The organism is Streptomyces sp. SudanB5_2050, assembly GCF_964272335.1.
Taxonomy (GTDB): domain Bacteria; phylum Actinomycetota; class Actinomycetes; order Streptomycetales; family Streptomycetaceae; genus Streptomyces; species Streptomyces rochei.
On sequence record NZ_OZ186760.1, the window covers coordinates 2,747,516 to 2,768,573 of the forward strand.

13 protein-coding genes are annotated in these 21,058 nt (G+C 71.9%); 3 read left to right on the plus strand and 10 right to left on the minus strand.

The window, feature by feature from the left end:
- The first annotated feature begins 4 nt into the window (after window positions 1-4).
- The 3 genes from ACFZP7_RS12270 to ACFZP7_RS12280 all read left to right on the plus strand — a co-directional run bounded on the left by ACFZP7_RS12270 (window position 5) and on the right by ACFZP7_RS12280 (window position 5,380).
- Entirely contained in the window at window positions 5-2,884 is a 2,880-nt protein-coding gene (locus tag ACFZP7_RS12270) for a CDP-glycerol glycerophosphotransferase family protein (protein ID WP_030972591.1), read from the plus strand.
- Window positions 2,881-4,026 carry a glycosyltransferase family 4 protein gene (locus ACFZP7_RS12275; RefSeq protein WP_019330997.1) on the plus strand — a complete coding sequence of 382 codons (1,146 nt, stop codon included), beginning with the start codon at window positions 2,881-2,883 and terminating at the stop codon, window positions 4,024-4,026. Before ACFZP7_RS12270 ends, ACFZP7_RS12275 begins: the two co-directional genes overlap by 4 nt.
- Before the next feature lie 142 nt (window positions 4,027-4,168).
- Window positions 4,169-5,380, plus strand: coding sequence for an acyltransferase (locus ACFZP7_RS12280; protein ID WP_031014500.1), 1,212 nt, complete (start codon window positions 4,169-4,171; stop codon window positions 5,378-5,380).
- 101 nt (window positions 5,381-5,481) lie between these two features.
- On the opposite strand, the gene obgE is transcribed toward ACFZP7_RS12280, so the two are convergent.
- From obgE to mrdA, 10 genes are all read right to left on the minus strand, one after another.
- A complete protein-coding gene (gene obgE, locus ACFZP7_RS12285) occupies window positions 5,482-6,918 on the minus strand; it encodes a GTPase ObgE (protein ID WP_385634407.1) in 1,437 nt (478 codons plus the stop codon).
- A 137-nt stretch (window positions 6,919-7,055) separates the two neighbouring features.
- On the minus strand, window positions 7,056-7,310 hold the full coding sequence (gene rpmA / locus ACFZP7_RS12290; RefSeq protein ID WP_003976205.1) for a 50S ribosomal protein L27: 255 nt from the start codon (window positions 7,308-7,310) through the stop codon (window positions 7,056-7,058).
- Window positions 7,311-7,324: 14 nt separating this feature from the next.
- Window positions 7,325-7,645, minus strand: a complete 321-nt coding sequence (rplU, locus tag ACFZP7_RS12295; RefSeq protein WP_004931419.1) for a 50S ribosomal protein L21 — start codon at window positions 7,643-7,645, stop codon at window positions 7,325-7,327.
- A gap of 204 nt (window positions 7,646-7,849) precedes the next feature.
- Entirely contained in the window at window positions 7,850-8,911 is a 1,062-nt protein-coding gene (locus ACFZP7_RS12300; protein WP_385634408.1) for an iron-containing alcohol dehydrogenase family protein, read from the minus strand.
- Window positions 8,912-9,046: 135 nt separating this feature from the next.
- On the minus strand, window positions 9,047-13,222 hold the full coding sequence (locus ACFZP7_RS12305) for an Rne/Rng family ribonuclease (protein ID WP_385634409.1): 4,176 nt from the start codon (window positions 13,220-13,222) through the stop codon (window positions 9,047-9,049).
- A gap of 273 nt (window positions 13,223-13,495) precedes the next feature.
- Window positions 13,496-14,272 carry a TIGR03936 family radical SAM-associated protein gene (locus ACFZP7_RS12310; protein ID WP_031014496.1) on the minus strand — a complete coding sequence of 259 codons (777 nt, stop codon included), beginning with the start codon at window positions 14,270-14,272 and terminating at the stop codon, window positions 13,496-13,498.
- 48 nt (window positions 14,273-14,320) lie between these two features.
- Window positions 14,321-15,406 (minus strand): hypothetical protein, encoded by a 1,086-nt coding sequence (locus ACFZP7_RS12315; RefSeq protein ID WP_385634410.1) that lies wholly within the window; start codon window positions 15,404-15,406, stop codon window positions 14,321-14,323.
- Between the two features lie 58 nt (window positions 15,407-15,464).
- Window positions 15,465-17,408 (minus strand): TIGR03960 family B12-binding radical SAM protein, encoded by a 1,944-nt coding sequence (locus tag ACFZP7_RS12320; protein WP_185930713.1) that lies wholly within the window; start codon window positions 17,406-17,408, stop codon window positions 15,465-15,467.
- A 105-nt stretch (window positions 17,409-17,513) separates the two neighbouring features.
- Window positions 17,514-18,713 (minus strand): rod shape-determining protein RodA, encoded by a 1,200-nt coding sequence (gene rodA, locus ACFZP7_RS12325; RefSeq protein WP_210901745.1) that lies wholly within the window; start codon window positions 18,711-18,713, stop codon window positions 17,514-17,516.
- Entirely contained in the window at window positions 18,710-21,001 is a 2,292-nt protein-coding gene (mrdA, locus tag ACFZP7_RS12330) for a penicillin-binding protein 2 (RefSeq protein WP_385634411.1), read from the minus strand. Before mrdA ends, rodA begins: the two co-directional genes overlap by 4 nt.
- Between the last annotated feature and the right edge of the window lie 57 nt (window positions 21,002-21,058).

Consider the following 21,058-nt stretch of genomic DNA (forward strand, 5'->3'; position numbering starts at 1 on the left):
TGCTGTGTCCCAGCACCACGACAGAACACCCGACATCAGCGTCGTTGTCATCGTCTACAACGACGCCGATCGTCTGCCGACGGCGGTGCAGTCGGTTCTCGACCAGACGCTGCAGAACGTCGAGGTCATCATTTCCGACGACCACTCCACCGACGGCTCCTTCCAGGTCGCCCAGCAGCTCGCGGCCTCCTCGGACCGGGTGCGGGCCATCCAGCTGGCCGAGAACAGCGGCGGCTGCGGCGAGCCGCGCAACCAGGGCATAGCCATAGCCCGCGGCCGCTACGTGATGTTCCTCGACAGTGACGACACCCTCGAGGTGAACGCCTGCCGCAACATGCTGGACGCCGCCGAGCGCACCGGCGCCGACCTCGTCTCCGGGCTCTGCCTGCGCGTCCACACCGACAGCCGGTCGGGCAAGACGGCCAAGTGGTACCAGTGGCTGTACCGGCAGACCCGCACCTTCGACTCGATCGCGGAGATCCCCGACCTCCTCGTCTTCGACACCCTGTCGACCAACAAGTGCTACCGGCGCGAGTTCCTCCTCGACAGCGGCCTCACCTTCCCGCGCGGCATCCACTACGAGGACCTGCTGTTCTCGGCCCAGGCCTACCTGGCGGCGTCCAGGATCACGCTGATCCCGAACACGGTCTACCACTGGAACGTGGTCGAGAAGACCGAAGAGAAGTCGATCAGCAACCGCCGCCACGAGATCAACAACTTCGCCGACCGGCTGGAGATCCACCGCAGGATCGACCGCATCCTCGCCGAAGAGGGCCACGACGAGCTGAAGCTGCACAAGGACATCAAGTTCCTCAAGCACGACCTCGTCCTCTACCTCCGGGAGCTGCCCTTCCTGGACGACGACTACCGGCACCACTTCGCCGAGATGGCCAACGGCTACATCCGGCACTTCCCCGACGAGGCGTACGCGGAGCTGTCCCCGATCCACCGGCTCTGCGCCTACCTGCTGCTGCGTGAGGACTGGGAGCACCTCATGCCGGCCATCGACACGCTCATCAACAAGACCAAGGTCTCCAGCCCCCTGCTGGAGCGGGACGGCCGGGTCTACTGGTGCGCCGAGCACCTGGACGACCCGATGGGCCGCGCCGTGCTCGACGTGACCGACCTCGGCTACCACGCCAGGCCGGTGCAGCGCCTCAACCTGCGCAACGCGGTGACCCGCTACAAGGAGAACGCGGCGGGTGTCGTCCTCGCCGGCTCCCTGGTCAACCCGCTCGGGGTGATCCCCCCGGACGCGCGCCTCGAAGGCGAACTGGAGTTCCGCGCCCGCCGCAAGAGCCTGCAGTCGTTCCGCTTCCCGGTGACGGACATCCGGCACGAGGGCGAGGCCGTGACCTGGCAGGCGACGGCCGCGCTGGCGAGCCGGCTGCGCCCGGTCGGCCTCGTCGACGACGTCTGGGACGTACGCCTGCACCTCACGGTGGACGGCGAGCACCGCACCACGAGCCGGCTCACCGTCGGACGCACCGACCTGGAGGGCGCCGGCGAGATCCGCATCCGGCCGCGGCTGGGCCGGATGATGGCCGACCGCATCCTGCCGCACGCCTCGGCCAACGGGCACCTCGCCTTCCGGCTGACCCAGCACGGGAAGCTGGCGCAGCGCACCTCGTCGCTGGTGCAGCGCAACATCCAGAGCCCGCCCGCCCGCATGGCGAAGAAGATGGTGCGCAAGGTCTCCTCGGTGCGCAAGGACCTGCACTCCGGTCCGCGCAAGATCGAGACGTTCGAGCGCATGATCCGGGTGCTGCCGGTGCGCAAGGGCACCGTCGTCTTCGAGAGCCACCTCGGCAAGCAGTACAGCGACAGCCCCCGCGCCATCTACGAGGAGATGCGCCGGCGCGGTCTGCCGTTCAAGTACTACTGGTCGTACGCCGGTTCCCGCCCCGAGGGCTTCCCCGAGGACGTGGAGCTGGTGCGGCGCTGGTCCTGGCCGTACCTGAGGGCGCTGGCCCAGGCGGAGTTCTGGATCGACAACCAGGGCTTCCCGCTGAAGCTGCCCAAGCGGCCCGAGACCACGTACATCCAGACCTGGCACGGTTCCGCGCTCAAGCGCATGGGCTTCGACGAGCCGCACTACCGGATCATGCCCGAGCACGAGCAGCAGGCGTACCAGCGGTCCATCGACCGCTTCGACCACTTCGTGGTGCGCGGCGAGCACGACGAGAAGACGCTGGCCCGGGCCTACCGAATACCGGAGGAGAAGCTGCTGCGCACGGGCTACCCGCGCAACGACGCCCTGGTGCGGGCGCGGGAGTCGGCGACCCTGGACCCGGCCGCGCGGGAACTGGCCGAGCGGCTGGGCATCCGCAGCGACCTCCCCGTCGTCCTGTACGCCCCCACCTTCCGGGCGCAGGCCAACGGCAAGGTGCGCAAGTTCGAGTTCCCCTTCGACGTCGAGGAGTTCGCGGACCGCTTCGGCGACCGGTTCACGCTGCTGATCCGCACGCACTACCTCAACAACGTCACGCTGCCCCCGTCGGTCGCCGGCCGGGTGATCAACGTGAGCGAGGAGCCCGACATCACCCCGGTGATGCTGCTCTCGGACGTCCTGATCACCGACTACTCGTCCGTGATGTTCGACTACTCGCTGCTCCAGCGGCCCATGGTGTTCTTCACCTACGACTGGGACGAGTACGCGCGCAACAGCCGCGGCACCTACTTCGACCTGTCCGAGCAGGCCCCCGGGCCGGTGGTCGGGACGTCGGAGGAACTCTTCGACGTGCTGTCGGACCTGGACGCCCTCGCGTCCGGCTGTGAAGGACGGATCAAGGAATTCATGAGCCAGTACGGCGAGTACGACCGCGGTGACGCGGCCGCGCGCATCGTGGACCGCTTCTTCGGTGCCGAGGGAGAAGCCCGATGACTCAGCGCGACATCATCTTCGTGGCGAACGAGGTCAACGAACTGGGTGGCGTCGCTCGCTGGCAGGCGCTGATGGCCAAGCTCTTCGCCGAACGCGGCCACCGTGTGACCATCGTCGGCATCGCCCCGCCCGAGGTCCCGATGGACCTGGGCGACAACCCGCCCTTCGAGACGGTCACCCTCTACGACGAGCGCCCTCCCGGCCCCTGGCACGTCCGCAACCTCCGCGACCGGGTCAACGTCGCGGCCCGGCGGCGCGAGGCCGCCCGGGAGGCGGGCATGCACGAGGCCGCCGAGCGGCTGTCGCGCCTCTTCCGCGCCGCCGGCCCCGGCGCCATGATCATCGTGACCCAGGTGTGGGCCATGGAGTGGGTGGCCCTCGCCGACACGGCCGGTCACCCGGTGATCGGCATGAGCCACGAGTCCTACGAGTACTCCAAGGGCTCCTCGCGCTTCTGGCGCGTCCAGCGGTACTACAAGGACGTCGACCGGCTCCTGCTGCTGACCCAGGAGGACGCGGACCTCTGGGTCGGCCGCGGCCTCAACAACGTCGGGTTCATGCCGAACCCGCTGCCGATGATGCCGGAGGTCCCCTCCTCCCGTACCGAGAAGGTCGTCGCCAGCATCGGCCGTCTCGGTCACCAGAAGGGCATCGACATGCTCCTCGACACCTGGGCCGACACGGCGCCCAAGCACCCGGGGTGGCGGCTGCGCATCTACGGCTCCGGGCCCGACGAGAGCGCCCTCAAGCAGCAGTGCACCCGGCTGGGCCTGGACGACTCGGTGGAGTGGGCGGGTCAGACCGACGACGTCGTGGGAGCGCTGCACGGCGCCTCCGTCTTCGTCCAGTCCTCCCGCGGCGAGGGCTTCCCGCTGGCGCTGCTCGAGGCGATGGCCTGTGCGGTGCCCTGCGCGGCGTTCGACTGCGCGCCCGGCGTCCGCCAGATCGTGCAGGACGAGGAGGACGGTCTCCTGGCCCGTCCGGGCAACACCATGGAACTGGCCCGTCAGCTGGGCCGGTTGATGGAGGACCAGGAACTGCGGGACGCGATGGGCGAGAAGGCCCGCGCCAATGTGCAGCGGTACTCCCCGTCGGCCATCACCGACCAGTGGGAAGAGCTGTTCGACTTCCTGGAGCGCTGAGTCCCGGAACCCGACGAACGGCGGGCACCCGGCCGCACGTGCCGCGAGGCACGCCCGCGGCCGTGCCCGCCGTTCGTCGGCGCCGGGCCACGCTCCCGAGAGCTTCATGTGCACGGAACATCACCGCCGGAAAGGCAGATGAATGCGCCAGACGGATCCACCCGTACCGTCGGACCGCTCGACGGGGCCGGTGATCGACGAACCGGCCGCCCCGGAGGTACCCGCGCCGCGGTCCTCCGCCGAGGCGGAGGTGCCGCAGGCCGGGCCGGTCGTGCGCAGGAACCGGCTGGCCGCCCTGGACGGCCTGCGGTTCCTGGCGGCGCTGGCGGTGGTCCTCTTCCACTTCGTGGGCCAGACCCCGGGTGCGATGGAGTTCGTCTGGGGCCGCCCGCCCGGTGAGCTGTTCCCCGAAGCGCACCGGTACTTCGCCTTCGGCCGGCTCGGCGTCGACCTCTTCTTCCTCATCAGCGGCTTCGTCATCTGCATGAGCGCCTGGGGACGCACCCCGCGTGACTTCTTCATCTCGCGGGTCACCCGGCTGTACCCGATGTACTGGGTGGCGATCATCGTGTCGGCGAGCGTGATCTACCTCTTCGACACGCCGTTCGGCCACCCCAACCCGCGGATGCTCTTCGCGAACTTCACGATGCTGCAGACGCCGCTCGGCGTCGACAACCTCGACTCGGTGTACTGGACGCTCTGGCCCGAGCTCTGCTTCTACCTCACCTTCGCGGTCGTGGTGTGGAAGGGCCTCACGTACCAGCGCGTGGTGATCTTCTGCGGGCTGTGGACGGTCGCCGCGGTGCTCGCGCCCAGCGCCGGCATCCCGCTGCTCACCCTGCTGGTCAACCCGACGTCCGCGCCGTTCTTCATCGCGGGCATGGCCTTCTACCTCATGTACCGGTACCGGCCGACGCCGCTGCTGTGGGGCATCGTCGCCATGTCGTGGCTGCTGGCGCTGCACTTCCTGCTGGCCCCGCACGGCGGGCGGAACAACTGGGACACCTGGGCTCCGTGGCGCGGCTGGCTGATCGTGTCGACCACGGTGTTCTTCCTGCTGATCGCGGCGATCGCGCTCGGCTGGACGACCTGGATCCGCGGGCGCTGGCTGACCGTCGCCGGCACCCTGACCTTCCCGCTGTACCTGCTGCACGACGTCATCGGCGTGACGATCCTCCACCGCTTCGGGGACCACGTGGACCCCTGGACGCTGGTCCTGGCCCTCACCGGCGGCCTCATCGTCCTGTCGTACGTCGTCCAGCGGCTCGTGGAGCGGCCGATCGCGCAGGCCATGCGGCGGCTGCTGAGCAGTGCCGAGTTCGGGCTGAAGGCGCCCTCGGTCCGCCGGCACTGACGGCGGGTCCGCCGGCAGCGAGAACCGACCGACACCGACGAGCCGGGGCCGGGGCACAGTGCCCCGGCCCCGGCTCGTTCACGGTCTCCCCCGGCTCAGGCTCAGAAGGGCTCGAAGCCGTCGAACTCCCGCTGCGCCTCGTCCCGTTCGGCGTCCCGGTCGCGGCGGCGCTGGGCGGCCGGGCGGGGGGCCTCGAAGCGGTGGTCCTCGCCGCGGCGGCCGAGCATCTCGGCGCCGGCCGTCACCGTCGGCTCCCAGTCGAAGACGACCGCGTTGTCCTCGGGGCCGATGGCCACGCCGTCGCCGCTGCGGGCGCCGGCCTTCATCAGCTGCTCCTCGACGCCGAGGCGGTTGAGCCGGTCGGAGAGGTAGCCGACGGCCTCGTCGTTGTTGAAGTCGGTCTGGCGCACCCAGCGTTCGGGCTTCTCGCCGCGCACCCGGAAGAGGCCGTCCTCCTCGCGGGTGACGGTGAAGCCCGCGTCGTCCACGGCCTTGGGCCGGATGACGATCCGCGTGGCCTCCTCCTTCGGGCGGGCCGCGCGCGCCTCGGCGACCAGCTCGGCCAGCGCGAAGGACAGCTCCCTGAGCCCCATGTGGGCCACCGCCGACACCTCGAAGACGCGGTAGCCGCGCTCCTCCAGGTCCGGGCGGACCATCTCGGCGAGGTCCTTGCCGTCGGGCACGTCGATCTTGTTGAGGACGACGATGCGGGGCCGGTTGTCCAGGCCGCCGTACTCGCGCAGCTCCGCCTCGATGATGTCGAGGTCGGAGACCGGGTCGCGGTCGGACTCCAGCGTGGCCGTGTCCAGGACGTGCACCAGCACGCTGCACCGCTCCACGTGCCGCAGGAACTCCAGGCCGAGGCCCTTGCCCTGGCTGGCGCCCGGGATGAGGCCCGGGACGTCGGCGATGGTGTAGACGGTCTCGCCGGCCGTCACCACGCCGAGGTTCGGGACGAGCGTCGTGAAGGGGTAGTCGGCGATCTTCGGCTTGGCCGCGCTCAGCACGGAGATCAGCGAGGACTTCCCGGCGCTCGGGTAGCCGACCAGCGCCACGTCGGCGACGGTCTTCAGCTCCAGGACGATGTCCCCGACGTCGCCCGGCTCACCGAGCAGCGCGAAGCCCGGGGCCTTGCGGCGGGCGGAGGCGAGCGCGGCGTTGCCGAGGCCGCCCCGGCCGCCCTGCGCGGCGACGTACGAGGTGCCGTTGCCGACGAGGTCGGCCAGTACGTTGCCCGCCTTGTCGAGGACCACGGTGCCGTCGGGCACGGCGAGGACCAGGTCCTGGCCGTCCTTCCCGGAGCGGTTGCCGCCCTCGCCGGGCCTGCCGTTGGTGGCCTTGCGGTGCGGGGAGTGGTGGTACTCGAGGAGCGTGGTCACCGACTGGTCGACGGTGAGGATCACGTCGCCGCCCCGGCCGCCGTTGCCGCCGTCCGGGCCGCCGAGCGGCTTGAACTTCTCACGGTGGACGGAGGCACAGCCGTGGCCTCCGTTACCCGCGGCGACGTGCAGTTCGACGCGGTCCACGAAGGTGGTCATGGGATGTGCCTCCAGTTACTGCCTGCTGTTTCCCGCCCGACGCGGGGAATGCTGCGGGGAATGTCTCTTGGGTAACACGCGAAAGGCGGACCCGCTTCCCCTGAGGGAAGTGAGGTCCGCCTCGCGAAAGTGTCCGGTCAGGCGACCGGGACGATGTTCACGACCTTGCGGCCACGGTGGGTGCCGAACTGCACCGCACCGGCCTGCAGGGCGAACAGCGTGTCGTCGCCGCCGCGGCCGACGCCCGCACCCGGGTGGAAGTGGGTGCCGCGCTGGCGGACCAGGATCTCGCCCGCGTTGACGGCCTGACCACCGAAGCGCTTCACGCCGAGGCGCTGAGCGTTGGAGTCACGACCGTTACGGGTGGACGATGCGCCCTTCTTGTGTGCCATCTCTCCTCAGTCCCTTACTTCGCAGCCGCGGGGATCTCAGTGACCTTGATCGCCGTGTACTGCTGGCGGTGGCCCTGACGACGGCGGTAGCCGGTCTTGTTCTTGTAGCGCAGAATGTCGATCTTCTGGCCCTTGTGGTGGTCCACGACCTCGGCCTGGACCTTGATGCCGGCCAGCACCCACGGGTCGCTGGTCACAGCGTCGCCGTCGACCACGAGCAGGGTCGAGAGCTCGACCGTGTCGCCGACCTTGGCGGTGGAAATCTTGTCAACCTCAACGATGTCGCCGACAGCAACCTTGTGCTGGCGACCACCGCTGCGCACGATGGCGTACACGCGGATCTCACTCTCTCGCTCGGGAACGGCACCCCCGCAGTCCAGCCGCCCCGCGACATGCGCGGACGGCCTCTCCCGGTCCCGGCCCGCGAGGGCCCGCACCCGGAAGGAATGAGGTTTACGGGGATGTGACGTGCCAGTCGACACGCCGACGGTCAAGATTACGGGGCCGCACGACGGGGGTCAAACCGGGCCCCGGGTGCCTCAGCCGGCCACCGCCGCGACGTACTCGGCGTACGCCTCCCCGGTCCGCTCCGGCGACATGTCGAGGTGCTCCAGGACGGTGTACCGGCCCGGCCGGGTCCGCGGCGCGAACCGCACGGCCCGTACGAACTCGTCGTCGGTGAACCCGATCTCCTCGGCCACCACCGGCAGCCCGTGCCGCCGCAGGGTCCGGGCCATCAGCAGCGCGCCCTCGTGGTCGCCCCGCAGGAACGTCGCGAAGGCCGCGCCGATGCCCACCTGCTCGCCGTGGCTGGCCGCGCGCCTCGGGTACAGCAGGTCGAGGGCGTGGCTGATCTCGTGGCAGGCGCCGGAGGACGGCCGGGTGTGCCCGGCGATCGTCATGGCGATGCCGGACAGCACCAGGCCCTCGGTCAGCACCGTCAGGAAGCCGTCGTCGCCGCAGCCGCCGGGATGGCGCAGCACGGCCTCGCCGGCCTGCCGGGCCAGGGCGGCGGCGAGGCCGTCGATCTTCTCGCCGCTCACCCGGTGCGCCAGCTCCCAGTCGGCGACCGCGGAGATGTTGGAGACGGCGTCGCCGATCCCGGAGCGCACGAAGCGGATCGGCGCCTCCCGGATCACCGCCAGGTCGACGACGAGCGCGATGGGCGTCGGGACCCCGTAGGACCCGCGGCCCGCGTCGTTGTCGAGTATCGACACCGGCGAACAGATGCCGTCGTGGGAGAGGTTGGTGGCCACCGCGACCATGGGCAGGCCCACCCGGGCCGCCGCGAACTTGGCGCAGTCGATGACCTTGCCGCCGCCGAGGCCGACGATCGCGTCGTAGTGGCCCGACCTCATCCCGTCGGCCAGCCGCACCGCGTCGTCGATCGCGCCGCCGCCGACCTCGAACCACTCCGCGCCGGGCAGGGACGGCTCCAGTCTCCGCCGCAGCCGCGCCCCCGAGCCGTCGCTGATCGCCACGGCGAGCCGGCCGGACCGGGAGATCCGCTCGTCCGCCAGGACGTCCGCCAGGTCGTCGAGCGCGCCCGGGCGGATGTCCACGGCGAGCGGGGAGGGAATGAGCCTCGTCAGTACCGGCACGTGATCTTCTCTCTCACGGGAACGGGAAGGTGGCCGCCCGGTGATGATGCGCCCGCGGACGCCCGGGAAAACGCGTGGTCCCGCCCGATCGGTTTTCGAACGGGCGGGACCACGCGGGGTGCGACGGGTACCGGATCAGCCCTCGTCGGTGGCGGCCGTGACCGAGGACGGGCCCTGCTGGGCGGCCGCCGCGGTCTTCTTCGACGCCGTCTTCTTGGCCGTGCTCTTCGCCGTGGCCTTCTTGGCGGTCGTCGTCTTGGCCGCCTTCTTGGCGGTGGCCTTCTTGGCGGCCGTCGTCTTCTTGGCCGCCGTCTTCTTGGTGGCGGCCTTCTTCGCCGTCGCCTTCTTGGCCGTCTTGCGGGCCGCCTTCTTGGCCGGTGCGGCCTCGTCGGCGGTCTCCGTGCCCTCGGCGGCCTCCGCGGCCTCCTCGGCCTGTGCGGCCTGTGCGGTCGCGGCCGGCTCGGCCGCGTCCTGGGCCGGGGCCGACGGGACGACCACGACGGCCGTCTCCTCGGGCGCGGTCGGCGCGGTGGCCTTGCGCACGGCGCGCCGGCGCGGGCGGGCCGGTGCGGCGCTCTCGGCGGGCGCCGCGGGCTGCTCGGCCGGCTCCGGGGCCGCCGGGGCCTCGGCTGCCGTCCGCGCGGGGGCCTCCGGCTGCTCGGGCGCGGCCTCGGGGACCGTCACGACGGCGGCCTGCGCACCCGCGGGCGATCCGGCCGGTGCGGACACCTTCCGGGTGGCCCGGCGGCGGGTACGGCCCTTGGGCGCGCCCTCCTCGGCGGCCGGGGCCTCGGGGGCGGGCGCGCCGGAGACCGCGTCCTCGACGGCCGCGGGCTCGGCCAGCACCTCGGCGGCGGGCTCCTGGACGACGGGACGCGCCGCCTCCTCGGCGGCCGTGACGTCCTGCGCGGTGGGCGCCTGGGCGGCGGGCTCCCGGTCGGCGGCCGGGCTCTCGCCCTTGGCGGCCTTCGGCGCGCCCGCCGGGGCCGACGCCCGGCGGCCGGTGCGGCGTCGGCCACGACCGCGCGTGGCGGCGGCCTCGGCCTCGGCGGCGCTGCTGTACAGCTCCTCGTCCGGGGTGAACTCGGGCGCCGGGAGGGCGACCGGCTCGGCCACCTCGGCGGCGACCTCGGCCTCGGACTCGGTGTCCGCCTCCTGCTCCGCCGTCACACCGGTCTCGACGCCGACCACGGCCTCGTGCTCGTGCGGCTGGTCCGCGCCGGCCCGGGCGCGCTTGCGGCGCTTGCCGCCACCGCCACCGGCGGCGGCCGTCGGCTGGTCGAGGTGGACGATGACACCGCGGCCGTTGCAGTGGACGCAGGTCTCCGAGAACGACTCCAGCAGGCCCTGGCCGACCCGCTTGCGGGTCATCTGGACCAGGCCCAGCGAGGTCACCTCGGCGACCTGGTGCTTGGTCCGGTCCCGGCCCAGGCACTCCAGCAGGCGCCGCAGCACCAGGTCCCGGTTGGACTCCAGCACCATGTCGATGAAGTCGATGACGATGATGCCGCCGAGGTCGCGCAGCCTGAGCTGGCGCACGATCTCCTCGGCCGCCTCCAGGTTGTTCCTGGTGACCGTCTCCTCGAGGTTGCCGCCCTGACCGGTGAACTTGCCGGTGTTGACGTCGATGACGACCATCGCCTCGGTCCGGTCGATCACCAGCGAACCGCCGCTGGGCAGCCAGACCTTGCGGTCCAGCGCCTTGGCGAGCTGCTCGTCGATCCGGTACGTGGCGAAGACGTCGACCTCGCTGGTCCACTTGGACAGCCGCTCGGCCAGGTCCGGCGCCACGTGCGACACGTAGCCGTGGATGGTCTGCCAGGCGTCGTCGCCGCTGACGACGACCTTGGAGAAGTCCTCGTTGAAGATGTCGCGCACGACCCGGACGGTCATGTCCGGCTCGCCGTACAGCAGCGTGGGCGCGCTGGAGCTGCCGCCCTTGGCCTTCTTCTGGATCTCCTCCCACTGCGCCTGGAGCCGCTCGACGTCGCGGCGCAGCTCGTCCTCGCTGGCGCCCTCGGCGGCGGTGCGCACGATGACGCCCGCGTCCTCGGGGACGATCTTCTTGAGGATGGTCTTGAGGCGGGAGCGCTCGGTGTCGGGCAGCTTGCGGCTGATTCCGGTCATCGAGCCCTCGGGCACGTAGACCAGGTAGCGGCCGGGCAGCGAGACCTGGCTGGTCAGGCGGGCGCCCTTGTGGCCGATCGGGTCCTTGGTGACCTGCACGAGGACCGACTGGCCGGACTTGAGGGCGGACTCGATGCGGCGCGGCCCGTTGGCCATGCCGAGCGCCTCGAAGTTGACCTCGCCGGCGTACAGGACGGCGTTGCGGCCCTTGCCGATGTCGATGAAGGCGGCCTCCATCGACGGCAGCACGTTCTGCACCTTGCCGAGGTACACGTTGCCGACGTACGAGGTGGCCTGCTCCTTGTTGACGTAGTGCTCGACGAGCACGCCGTCCTCCAGGACGCCGATCTGGGTGCGCTCGCCGTGCTGGCGGACGACCATGACGCGCTCGACGGCCTCGCGGCGGGCCAGGAACTCGGCCTCGGTGATGATCGGCACGCGGCGGCGGCCCTGCTCACGGCCCTCGCGGCGGCGCTGCTTCTTGGCCTCCAGACGCGTGGAGCCCTTGATGGACTGCACCTCGTCGGACGGCTCGGGCTTCGGGCGGGGCTCGCGGACCTTGACGACGGTGCGCTCGGGGTCGTCGGCGGACGAGTCGGCCTCACCGGAGGAGTCCCCGGCCCGGCGACGGCGGCGGCGCCGGCGACGGCTGCTGCTGGAGCCGCCGCTCTCACCGGTGAACTCGCCGTTCTCCTCGGCGTCGTCCTCCTCGGCCTGCTCGGCGGTGTCCTCGGCGTCCTGGGCGGCCTGCCCGGCGGCGACGTGCTCGGTGTCGGAGTCGGCGGACTCGCCGTTCTCCCCCTCGGCACCCTCGCCGCGGCGACGGCGACGGCCGCCCCGGCGACGGCGACGGCGCGACCCGGACTCCTCCGAGCCCTCGGCGTCGTCGTGGTCCTCACCGGACTCGTCGGCGTCGGCGTCGGCGTCGATGTCGGCCCGGTCCTCGGGCTCGTCCTGCGCGGCGGCGGGGGCGGTGGCCCGGTCCTCGGCGCTCTCCTCGGCGGCGCCCCGGCGACGGCGGCGACGGCGCGACCCGGCGGGCTGCTCCTCGGGGAACTCCTCGGTCTCCTCCGGCTCCGCCTGTACCGGCTCGGCACCGGCCGCCTCGGCGGCGGCCTCGGCCGCGGCCCGCTCGGGCGTCTGGAACTGCGGCTCGGCGAACACGGGGGCCTGGAAGACGGCCACGGCCGGACGCGACGGGCGCTTGGGGGCGTCCTCGGACTCGGCGGCGGCGCCCTGGGCGGGCGCGGCGAAACCGGTGGCGGCCTTGCGGGCGGACCGGCGGCGCGCCCGGCGCGGAGCGGCCTCCTCCACGGGCTCGGCGGTCTCGGCGGCCGGGGCGGGCTCGCTCACCTCGGCGGCCGGCTCCGCGGGCACTTCGGCGGCCGGCTCGGCCGGGGCGGAGACGCGCCGCGTGGCACGGCGGCGGGTACGGCGGGGAGCGGCGTCCTCGGCGGCTTCCTCCGAGGCTGCCACGGTTTCCGCGCGCGGCACCTCGACGGGCTCGGCCTCGGCCGCGGGCGTGGTGGGCTCGGGCGCGGCCTCGACGACCGGCTCGGCGGGCGTGGTCACCGAGCGGGTGGCACGACGGCGGCTGCGACGCGGAGCGGCCTCCTCGGCGGCGGGCGTCGGCTCGGCGGGGGCAGTGTCCGCGGGGGCCTTGTCCGCGGACGGCGCGGCCTCGGCGGGCGTGTCGGCAGGCGTCTCGGCGGGCGTCGTCACGGTACGCGTGGCACGACGGCGGGTACGGCGCGGAGCCGCCTCCTCGGCCGTCTCGGCGACCGGCTCGGGCTGCGCGGGTGCGTCGGCCTCGGTCGCGGAGGCCGCCGGAACGACGGTCTCAGCCGTCTCCGCGGACGCGGGCGCCCCGGCGGGCGAGGAGGCGCGCCGCACGGCACGGCGGCGCGGGCGGGCGGCGGGGGCGGGCTCGGGAGCCGCCTCGGGCGTCCCGGTCGCCTCGGCCGCGGCCTCGTCCTCGGCCGTCTCCTCCGCCTCCTCGGCGGCGGTCGCGGGCGTCACCTCGGCGACGGTCCGCGCCGACGCCTCGGAGGCGCCGGACGGCGGGCCGGCCGGGCGGGACGCGGCCCTGCGCCGACGGCGCGGCGGCAGGGTGTCGCTGGGGGTGTTCGACTCGGTGTCCGTCGAGTTGGTCGCGGACCCGGTGGGTTCGGTCGGTTCGAGCATGCGGGGGTTTCTCCCGTCAGGCTCCCGGGCGCCGCGCCTGGTCCGGCGTCGACAGGTCGACCGCCGGTGACGTCCGCGGCTCGCGCTGACGCGCGGTCGCCGCCGTCCGGGGCGCGGGCGCCGCTCGGAAGCTCTCGTGTCTTGTCTCGCCGGTTCCGTACCCCTTGTCGTGCACGGCCTGGCGAAAGTCTTGTGGTCGGTGCGCTGCCCGACCCAGGTGGCTCCCGAGTTCAAGGGCCGCGCTACGACGTCCGTCCCTACGCGGAACCTTCCTTACGCCGACGCCTTCGCGGCGGCGGAAGCGGCGGCCGGTTGCGGCTCGGGCGCTTTCGCCTCGCGGTCGGGCGCGAGCGGGTCGGTCACCGCACCGGTCTCTTCATCGAACAGCCCCTGCGCCAGCCTGGTCACCGCTGCGGGGACCGGCGGCGCCAGGTCGGCCACGGCGCGAAGACCGGACAGGACGTCGTCGGGTCGTACGGCAGGCGTCACGTGCCGAACAACCAGCCGCAGTATCGCACAGGGCTGGTCGGTCGGCCTATCAGCCTGCGAACCGTGCGTGGTGACGCTCTCGAGGTGCGCGACCGCGGAACGGGCGTCGAAGGTGCGGACGCCGTTCTTCGTCCTGCGCTGGACCTCCACGGCCGGGGCCGCGTTGAACGCCGCCACGGCGCGCTCGGCCTCGGCGGGCTCCACACCGGCCAGCCGCAGCTCCCACACGGAGGCGGTCAGCCGGTCGGCGAGCCCGGAGGTCCGGGCCTCGACCGCGTCGACGATGTCCAGCCCGGCGGGCAGGGACTCGTCGAGGAGCAGCCTCAGCCGCTCCGGGTCACGCGCCTCGGTGAGGGCGATCTCCAGGTACTCCGCCTCACTGCCCGTGCCGGTGGGTGCGGCATTGGCGTACGACACCTTCGGGTGCGGGGTGAACCCCGCCGAGTACGCCATGGGCACCTCGGCGCGGCGCAGCGCACGCTCGAAGGCGCGCTGGAAGTCACGGTGGCTGGTGAACCGGAGGCGGCCGCGCTTGGTGTAACGCAGTCGGATGCGCTGCACCGCGGGTACGGGCGGCGGGCCTTCGGGCTGTCGCTTGCCCAGTGTCGTTCAGTCCTTCGTGAGAGCGGTCGTACTGCTACCAAGAGTACGTGCCTTCGCGCCGGATGGTTCCCGCCGGTCCACCGACGGCGTGCGCTCCGGCTCCCCGAACAGGGTTCGCCGCAGGTCCGCACGGGCCTGGCGGACGGACAGCCGGGCGGAGCGGAGGGCCTGCCGGCCGGCCCGCCCGGCGGCGCGGGCGGCCTCGGCGAGCGGCCGCAGGACGGTGTCGCGGACGGCGTGCCCCACCGGCGTCAGCACGCTCCGGTACACCCACCGCGCCGGTTCGGCGACGGTCCAGCGGAACAGGGCGGCCAGGGCGCGACCGACGGCACGCGAGAGGTGACCCGCGATCCGCCAGGCGTGCCCGAGCGCGTCCAGGAGCTCCCGCCCGACGACGGCGAGCGCGCGGCCGACCGGTGCCAGCCCCCACCGCCACACGGCGAGGGCGGGCAGCACCAGCAGGATGCGGAGGGTCCAGTACAGCACCGCGCCGATCCCCGTGACGACCTTGCCCAGGCACCAGAGCACTCCCCTGCCGCACCGGGCCAGCCCCCGCCCGAACCAGGCCAGCAGATGCCCGATCGGCGTCAGCACCCAGGCGTACAGCCACCCGGCCGGCACGACGACGAGATACCGCGCCAGCCAGGCCAGACCGGCGTACAGTCCCCGTCCGAGAGCCGTGAGCACCGCGCCCACGCCCGCGCAGCACCAGGCGAGCGCCCGTCCGACCGGCGTCAGCACCCACCGGTACACCCACACCGCCGGCACCACGAGCAGCACGTTCCCCAGCCACCCGACGCCCTTGGCCGCCGGCACGACGACGTACCGCCACAGCCCGACCAGCGGCCACACGAAGAGGGCCCGCCCCAGCCACGCCAGCGCCCGCCCGACCGGTCGCAGCACCGTGTCCCGCAGGAACCGCCCGGCGACGACCAGCGCGTCCCACGCCATGCGCACCGGCAGGACGAGCACCAGGGCGGCGATCCGCACCGGGAGCCGGACCGCGACGACGAGGCATCCCTCCCCGTCCGCCCGCGGCACGGGTTCCCCCTCCGGGCTCCTGCCGGGGGGTGCCTTCTCCAGATCGACCATGTACACGAAGACGCCGCGGGGGCCCTTTCGGATCCCCGCGGCGTCAGGCCGGGTACGGCTACTTGACCACGGTCAGCGGCAGCAGCTTCTTGCCGGTCGGGCCGATCTGGATCTCCGTGTCCATGGCGGGACACACGCCGCAGTCGAAGCACGGCGTCCAGCGGCAGTCCTCGACCTCGGTCTCGTCGAGGGCGTCCTGCCAGTCCTCCCAGAGCCAGTCCTTGTCGAGGCCCGAGTCGAGGTGGTCCCAGGGCAGGACCTCCTCGTAGCCGCGCTCGCGGGTGGTGTACCAGTCGACGTCGACGCCGTAGGGCGCGAGGGCCTTGTCGGCGCAGGCCATCCAGCGGTCGTAGGAGAAGTGCTCGCGCCAGCCGTCGAAGCGGCCGCCGTCCTCGTAGACGGCGCGGATGACGGCGCCGGTGCGGCGGTCGCCGCGCGAGAGCAGGCCCTCGACGATGCCGGGCTTGCCGTCGTGGTAGCGGAAGCCGATGGAGCGGCCGTACTTCTTGTCGCCGCGGATCTTGTCGCGGAGCTTCTGCAGCCGGGCGTCGGTCTCCTCGGCGGAGAGCTGCGGCGCCCACTGGAAGGGGGTGTGGGGCTTGGGCACGAAGCCGCCGATGGAGACGGTGCAGCGGATGTCGCCGGAGCCGGAGACCTCGCGGCCCTTCTGGATCACGCGGGTGGCCATGTCGGCGATCTGGAGGACGTCGTCGTCCGTCTCGGTGGGCAGGCCGCACATGAAGTACAGCTTCACCTGGCGCCAGCCGTTGCCGTAGGCCGTGGCGACGGTCCGGATGAGGTCGTCCTCCGAGACCATCTTGTTGATGACCTTGCGGATGCGCTCGGAGCCGCCCTCGGGGGCGAAGGTGAGGCCGGAGCGGCGGCCGTTGCGGGTCAGCTCGTTGGCCAGGTCGATGTTGAAGGCGTCGACGCGGGTGGAGGGGAGGGACAGACCGATCTTGTCCTCCTCGTACCGGTCGGCGAGGCCCTTGGCGACGTCGGCGATCTCCGAGTGGTCCGCGGAGGAGAGGGAGAGGAGGCCGACCTCCTCGAAGCCGGTCGCCTTCAGGCCCTTGTCGACCATGTCGCCGATGCCGGTGATGGAACGCTCGCGCACCGGGCGGGTGATCATGCCGGCCTGGCAGAAGCGGCAGCCGCGGGTGCAGCCGCGGAAGATCTCCACCGACATGCGCTCGTGGACGGTCTCGGCGAGCGGGACGAGGGGCTGCTTGGGGTAGGGCCACTCGTCGAGGTCCATGACGGTGTGCTTGCTGACCCGCCACGGGACGCCGGAGCGGTTGGGTACGACGCGGGCGATACGACCGTCGGGGAGGTACTCGACGTCGTAGAAACCGGGGACGTAGACCCCGCCGGTCTTCGCCAGGCGCAGCAGCAGCTCCTCGCGTCCGCCGGGGCGGCCCTCGGCCTTCCAGGCGCGGATGATCGCCGTGATCTCCAGGACGGCCTGCTCGCCGTCGCCGATGACCGCGCAGTCGATGAAGTCGGCGATCGGCTCCGGGTTGAAGGCGGCGTGGCCGCCGGCCAGCACGACCGGGTCGTCGATGCCGCGGTCCTTGGCCTCCAGCGGGATGCCCGCGAGGTCCAGGGCGGCCAGCATGTTGGTGTAGCCCAGCTCCGTGGAGAAGGAGAGGCCGAAGACGTCGAACGCCTTCACCGGGCGGTGGCTGTCGACGGTGAACTGCGGGACGGAGTGCTCCCGCATCAGCGCCTCCAGGTCCGGCCAGACGCTGTAGGTGCGCTCGGCGAGGACGCCCTCCTGCTCGTTCAGCACCTCGTAGAGGATCATGACGCCCTGGTTGGGCAGACCGACCTCGTAGGCGTCCGGGTACATCAGGGCCCAGCGGACGTCACAGGATTCCCAGTCCTTGACCGTGGAGTTGAGCTCTCCGCCGACGTACTGGATCGGCTTCTGCACATGCGGGAGCAGAGCTTCGAGCTGCGGAAAAACAGACTTCACAGACTCGGCGGCTTCGGCAGGCATCTCACGGAACCTTCGTGTGCTGACAAGGGGGACCATCCAGCCTAACCCGGCCCGGACGGTCCCCCTTACCGCTCGCCCTCTCCGCCTCCCGGCAGCGGGCCCCTCCTACGCCGACATGGGTCGTTGCACCGTGATCGACTGGAGCAGACCCACCGCCATCCACACGGCGAACATCGACGAGCCGCCGTACGACACGAAGGGCAGCGGCAGGCCGGTGACCGGCATGATGCCGAGGGTCATGCCGATGTTCTCGAAGGTCTGGAAGGCGAACCAGGCGACGATCCCCGCGGCGACGACCGTCCCGTAGAGGTCGGTGGTCTCACGGGCGATCTTGCAGGCGCGCCACAGGACCACGCCGAGCAGGGCGATGATGAGCCCCGCGCCGAGGAAGCCCAGTTCCTCGCCGGCGACGGTGAAGACGAAGTCGGTCTGCTGCTCCGGGACGAAGCGGCCGGTGGTCTGCGAGCCCTCGAAGAGGCCGGAGCCGGTCAGGCCGCCGGAGCCGATGGCGATGCGGGCCTGGTTGGTGTTGTAGCCGACGCCCGCGGGGTCGAGCGCCGGGTTGGCGAAGGCGGCGAAGCGGGCGATCTGGTAGTCGTCCAGGATGCCGAGCTGCCAGACGGCGAGGGCACCGGCGGTTCCGGCGCCGAGCAGTCCGAAGACCCAGCGGTTGGAGGCGCCGGAGGCGAGCAGCACGCCGAGCACGATGATGACCATGACCATGACCGACCCGAGGTCGGGCATGAGCATCACGATCAGCATCGGCACGGTGGCCAGGCCCAGGGCCTGGAGGACGGTCCTGTGGTCGGGGTGCGGCCGGTCCCCCGCGTCGACGCGGGCGGCGAGCAGCATCGCCATGCCGAGGATGATCGTGATCTTCACGAACTCCGAGGGCTGCAGGGAGAAGCCGCCGGGGAGCTTGATCCAGGAGTGGGCGCCGTTGATGGTCGAGCCGAGCGGCGTGAGCACCAGCAGGATCAGGAACACGGAGGCGCCGTAGAGGACCGGCACGGCGGTGCGCAGGGCGCGGTGGCCGAGCCAGACGACGCCGACCATCAGGGCGAGCCCGATGCCGGTGTTCAGCAGGTGGCGGGTGAGGAAGTAGTACGGGTCGCCCTGGTTGAGTTCGGTGCGGTTGCGGGTCGCGGAGTAGACGAGCAGGGAGCCCATCAGGGAGAGCGCGACGGCGGCCAGCAGTATCGGCCAGTCGAGCCGGCGTGCCATGCCGTCCCGGGCGAACACCCGGGTCCAGCCGGCCTTCTCCGGTCCGTACCCGGATACCTGGAAGCTGTTGGCGCCGGTCATGTGCGTGCCCTCCGGCTTCCGCTGCCGCCCGCCGCGCCGCGCCGGCGTCCGCCGCCGCGCCGCCGGTGACGGCGGGTGTCGCGGTTGTCGCCGTTCTGCGTCGGCGTGGTGGCGCCCTGTTGCTGTTCGTCGATGGGGGCGTACTCCTCCTCCGGCGACGCCTTCTCGTCGGGCAGGAGGTCCTTGACGATGTCCTTGGAGATCTTCGGCGCGGGGATGGTCCCGTCCGCCTTGATGGCCGGCAGCTTCGCCTGCGGCTCGGGCAGCAGCGCCTTCTTCCGGTCGATCTTCCCGTCGTCCGAGACGCCGTAGAGCGCGCCGTAGATGTTGCGGACGGCGGGGCCCGAGGCGCCGGAGCCCGTACCGCCCTGGGAGATCGTCATGACGATCGCGTAGTCGTCGGTGTAGGTGGCGAACCACGAGGTGGTCTGCTTGCCGTGGACCTCGGCGGTACCGGTCTTGGCGTGCATCGGGATCTCGTCCTGCGGCCAGCCCTCGAACCGCCAGGCGGCGGTGCCCCGGGTGGCGACGCCGGCGAGGGCGTCGTCCATCTTGGCCAGCGTGGCCTTGCTTATGGGCAGCTTGCCGTGCGGCTGGGGCGTGATCGCCTGGACGTCCTTGCCGTCGGGGCTGACGATCGCCTTGCCGATGGAGGGGTCGTAGAGGGTGCCGCCGTTGGAGATGGCCGCGTAGATGGTGGCCATCTGGATGGGGGTGACGAGGGTGTCGCCCTGGCCGATGGAGTAGTTGATCGCGTCACCGGCGCGCATCTTGTTGCCCTCGAGGCAGCCCTCGTAGGCGAGCCGTTCGACGTAGGAGCCGTCCTTCTTGCCGGACTTGCACCAGGCGTCCTTGTTGGCCTCCCAGTACTTCTGCTTCCACGCGCGGTCGGGGACGCGGCCGGCGACCTCGTTGGGGAGGTCGATGCCGGTCTCCTTGCCGAGGCCGAACTCGTGGGCGGCCTCGTAGAAGTAGTCGTTGGGGTTCTTGGGGTTGTTGCCGCCGTCCTTCTTCCACTCCTGGTGGGCCAGGCGGTAGTAGACGGTGTCGCAGGAGAGCTCCAGGGCGCGGCCGAGGTCGATCGAGCCGTAGCTGGCGGACTCGAAGTTCTTGAAGACCTGTCCGCCGACGGAGTAGGAGCTGGAGCAGTCGTAGCCGCCGTCGAAGTCGTAGCCCGCCTCCACCGCGGCGGACGTGGAGACCACCTTGAAGATCGAGCCGGGGGCGGCCTGGCCCTGGGTCGCCCGGTTGAGCAGCGGGTAGTTGGACTCCTTGCCGGTGAGCCTCTTGTAGTCCTTGGCGGAGATGCCGCCGACCCAGGCGTTGGGGTCGTACGTCGGGTTGGAGGCCATGGCGACGACGCGGCCGGTCTTGGCCTCCATCACCACGACGGCACCCGCGTCGGCCTCGTAGAGCCGGTTGGTGTTGCGGTCCATCTCCTTGCGGGCGGCCTTCATCGCCTCGTTCAGCTCGTACTCGGCGACCCGCTGGACGCGGGCGTCGAGGCTGGTGACGAGGTTGGAGCCGGGCACGCCGGGGTCGGACTCCGCCTCGCCGATGACGCGGCCGAGGTTGTCGACCTCGTAGCGGGTGACGCCGGCCTTGCCGCGCAGCGCCTTGTCGTACTGGCGCTCCAGGCCGGAGCGGCCGACCTGGTCGGAGCGCAGGAAGGGCGAGTCGGTGTTCTCGGCCTTCTTGATCTCCTCGTCGGTGACCGGGGAGAGGTAGCCGAGGACCTGGCCGGTGTTGGCCTTGCCGGGGGCGGCGTAGCGGCGGACGGCCATCGGTTCGGCGGTGATGCCGGGGAAGTCCTCGGCGCGCTCGCGGATCTGGAGGGCCTGCTTGGGGGTGGCCTCGTCGGTGACGGGGATCGGCTGGTAGGGCGAACCGTTCCAGCAGGGCTGGGGGGTCTCGGCGTCACAGAGCCGGACCTTGTCCATGACGTCCTTGGGCCGCATGCCGAGGACACCGGCGAGCTTGGTGAGGACGGCCTTGCCGTCGTCCTTCATCTTCAGCAGGTCGGTGCGGGAGGCGGAGACCACCAGGCGGGTCTCGTTGTCGGCGAGCGCCACGCCGCGCGCGTCCAGGATGGAACCGCGGGGCGCGGGCTGGACGACCTGCTGGACGTGGTTGCCGGACGCCTCGGCGGCGTACTCGTCGCCCTGGCGGATCTGGAGGTACCAGAGCCGGCCGCCGAGGGTGGCGAGCAGCGAGAGGACGAGGACCTGGATGACGACCAGCCGGGTCTGGACGCGTGTGCTGCGGCCGGTCTCCGGAATGTTACTCATGGGCGCAGCCCATTCCGTGGAGGGTGGTGGTGGGCGACGGGTGGGGGTTCGTCACTG

Excerpts from the sequence above, each read along its gene's own strand:
- ACFZP7_RS12280 (WP_031014500.1), top strand. The coding sequence starts at position 4,169 with ATGCGCCAGACGGATCCACCCGTACCGTCGGACCGCTCGACGGGGCCG.
- rpmA (WP_003976205.1), bottom strand. The coding sequence starts at position 7,310 with ATGGCACACAAGAAGGGCGCATCGTCCACCCGTAACGGTCGTGACTCC.
- ACFZP7_RS12275 (WP_019330997.1), top strand. The coding sequence starts at position 2,881 with ATGACTCAGCGCGACATCATCTTCGTGGCGAACGAGGTCAACGAACTG.
- rodA (WP_210901745.1), bottom strand. The coding sequence starts at position 18,713 with ATGACCGGCGCCAACAGCTTCCAGGTATCCGGGTACGGACCGGAGAAG.
- ACFZP7_RS12305 (WP_385634409.1), bottom strand. The coding sequence starts at position 13,222 with ATGCTCGAACCGACCGAACCCACCGGGTCCGCGACCAACTCGACGGAC.
- ACFZP7_RS12320 (WP_185930713.1), bottom strand. The coding sequence starts at position 17,408 with ATGCCTGCCGAAGCCGCCGAGTCTGTGAAGTCTGTTTTTCCGCAGCTC.
- obgE (WP_385634407.1), bottom strand. The coding sequence starts at position 6,918 with ATGACCACCTTCGTGGACCGCGTCGAACTGCACGTCGCCGCGGGTAAC.
- ACFZP7_RS12315 (WP_385634410.1), bottom strand. The coding sequence starts at position 15,406 with ATGGTCGATCTGGAGAAGGCACCCCCCGGCAGGAGCCCGGAGGGGGAA.
- mrdA (WP_385634411.1), bottom strand. The coding sequence starts at position 21,001 with ATGAGTAACATTCCGGAGACCGGCCGCAGCACACGCGTCCAGACCCGG.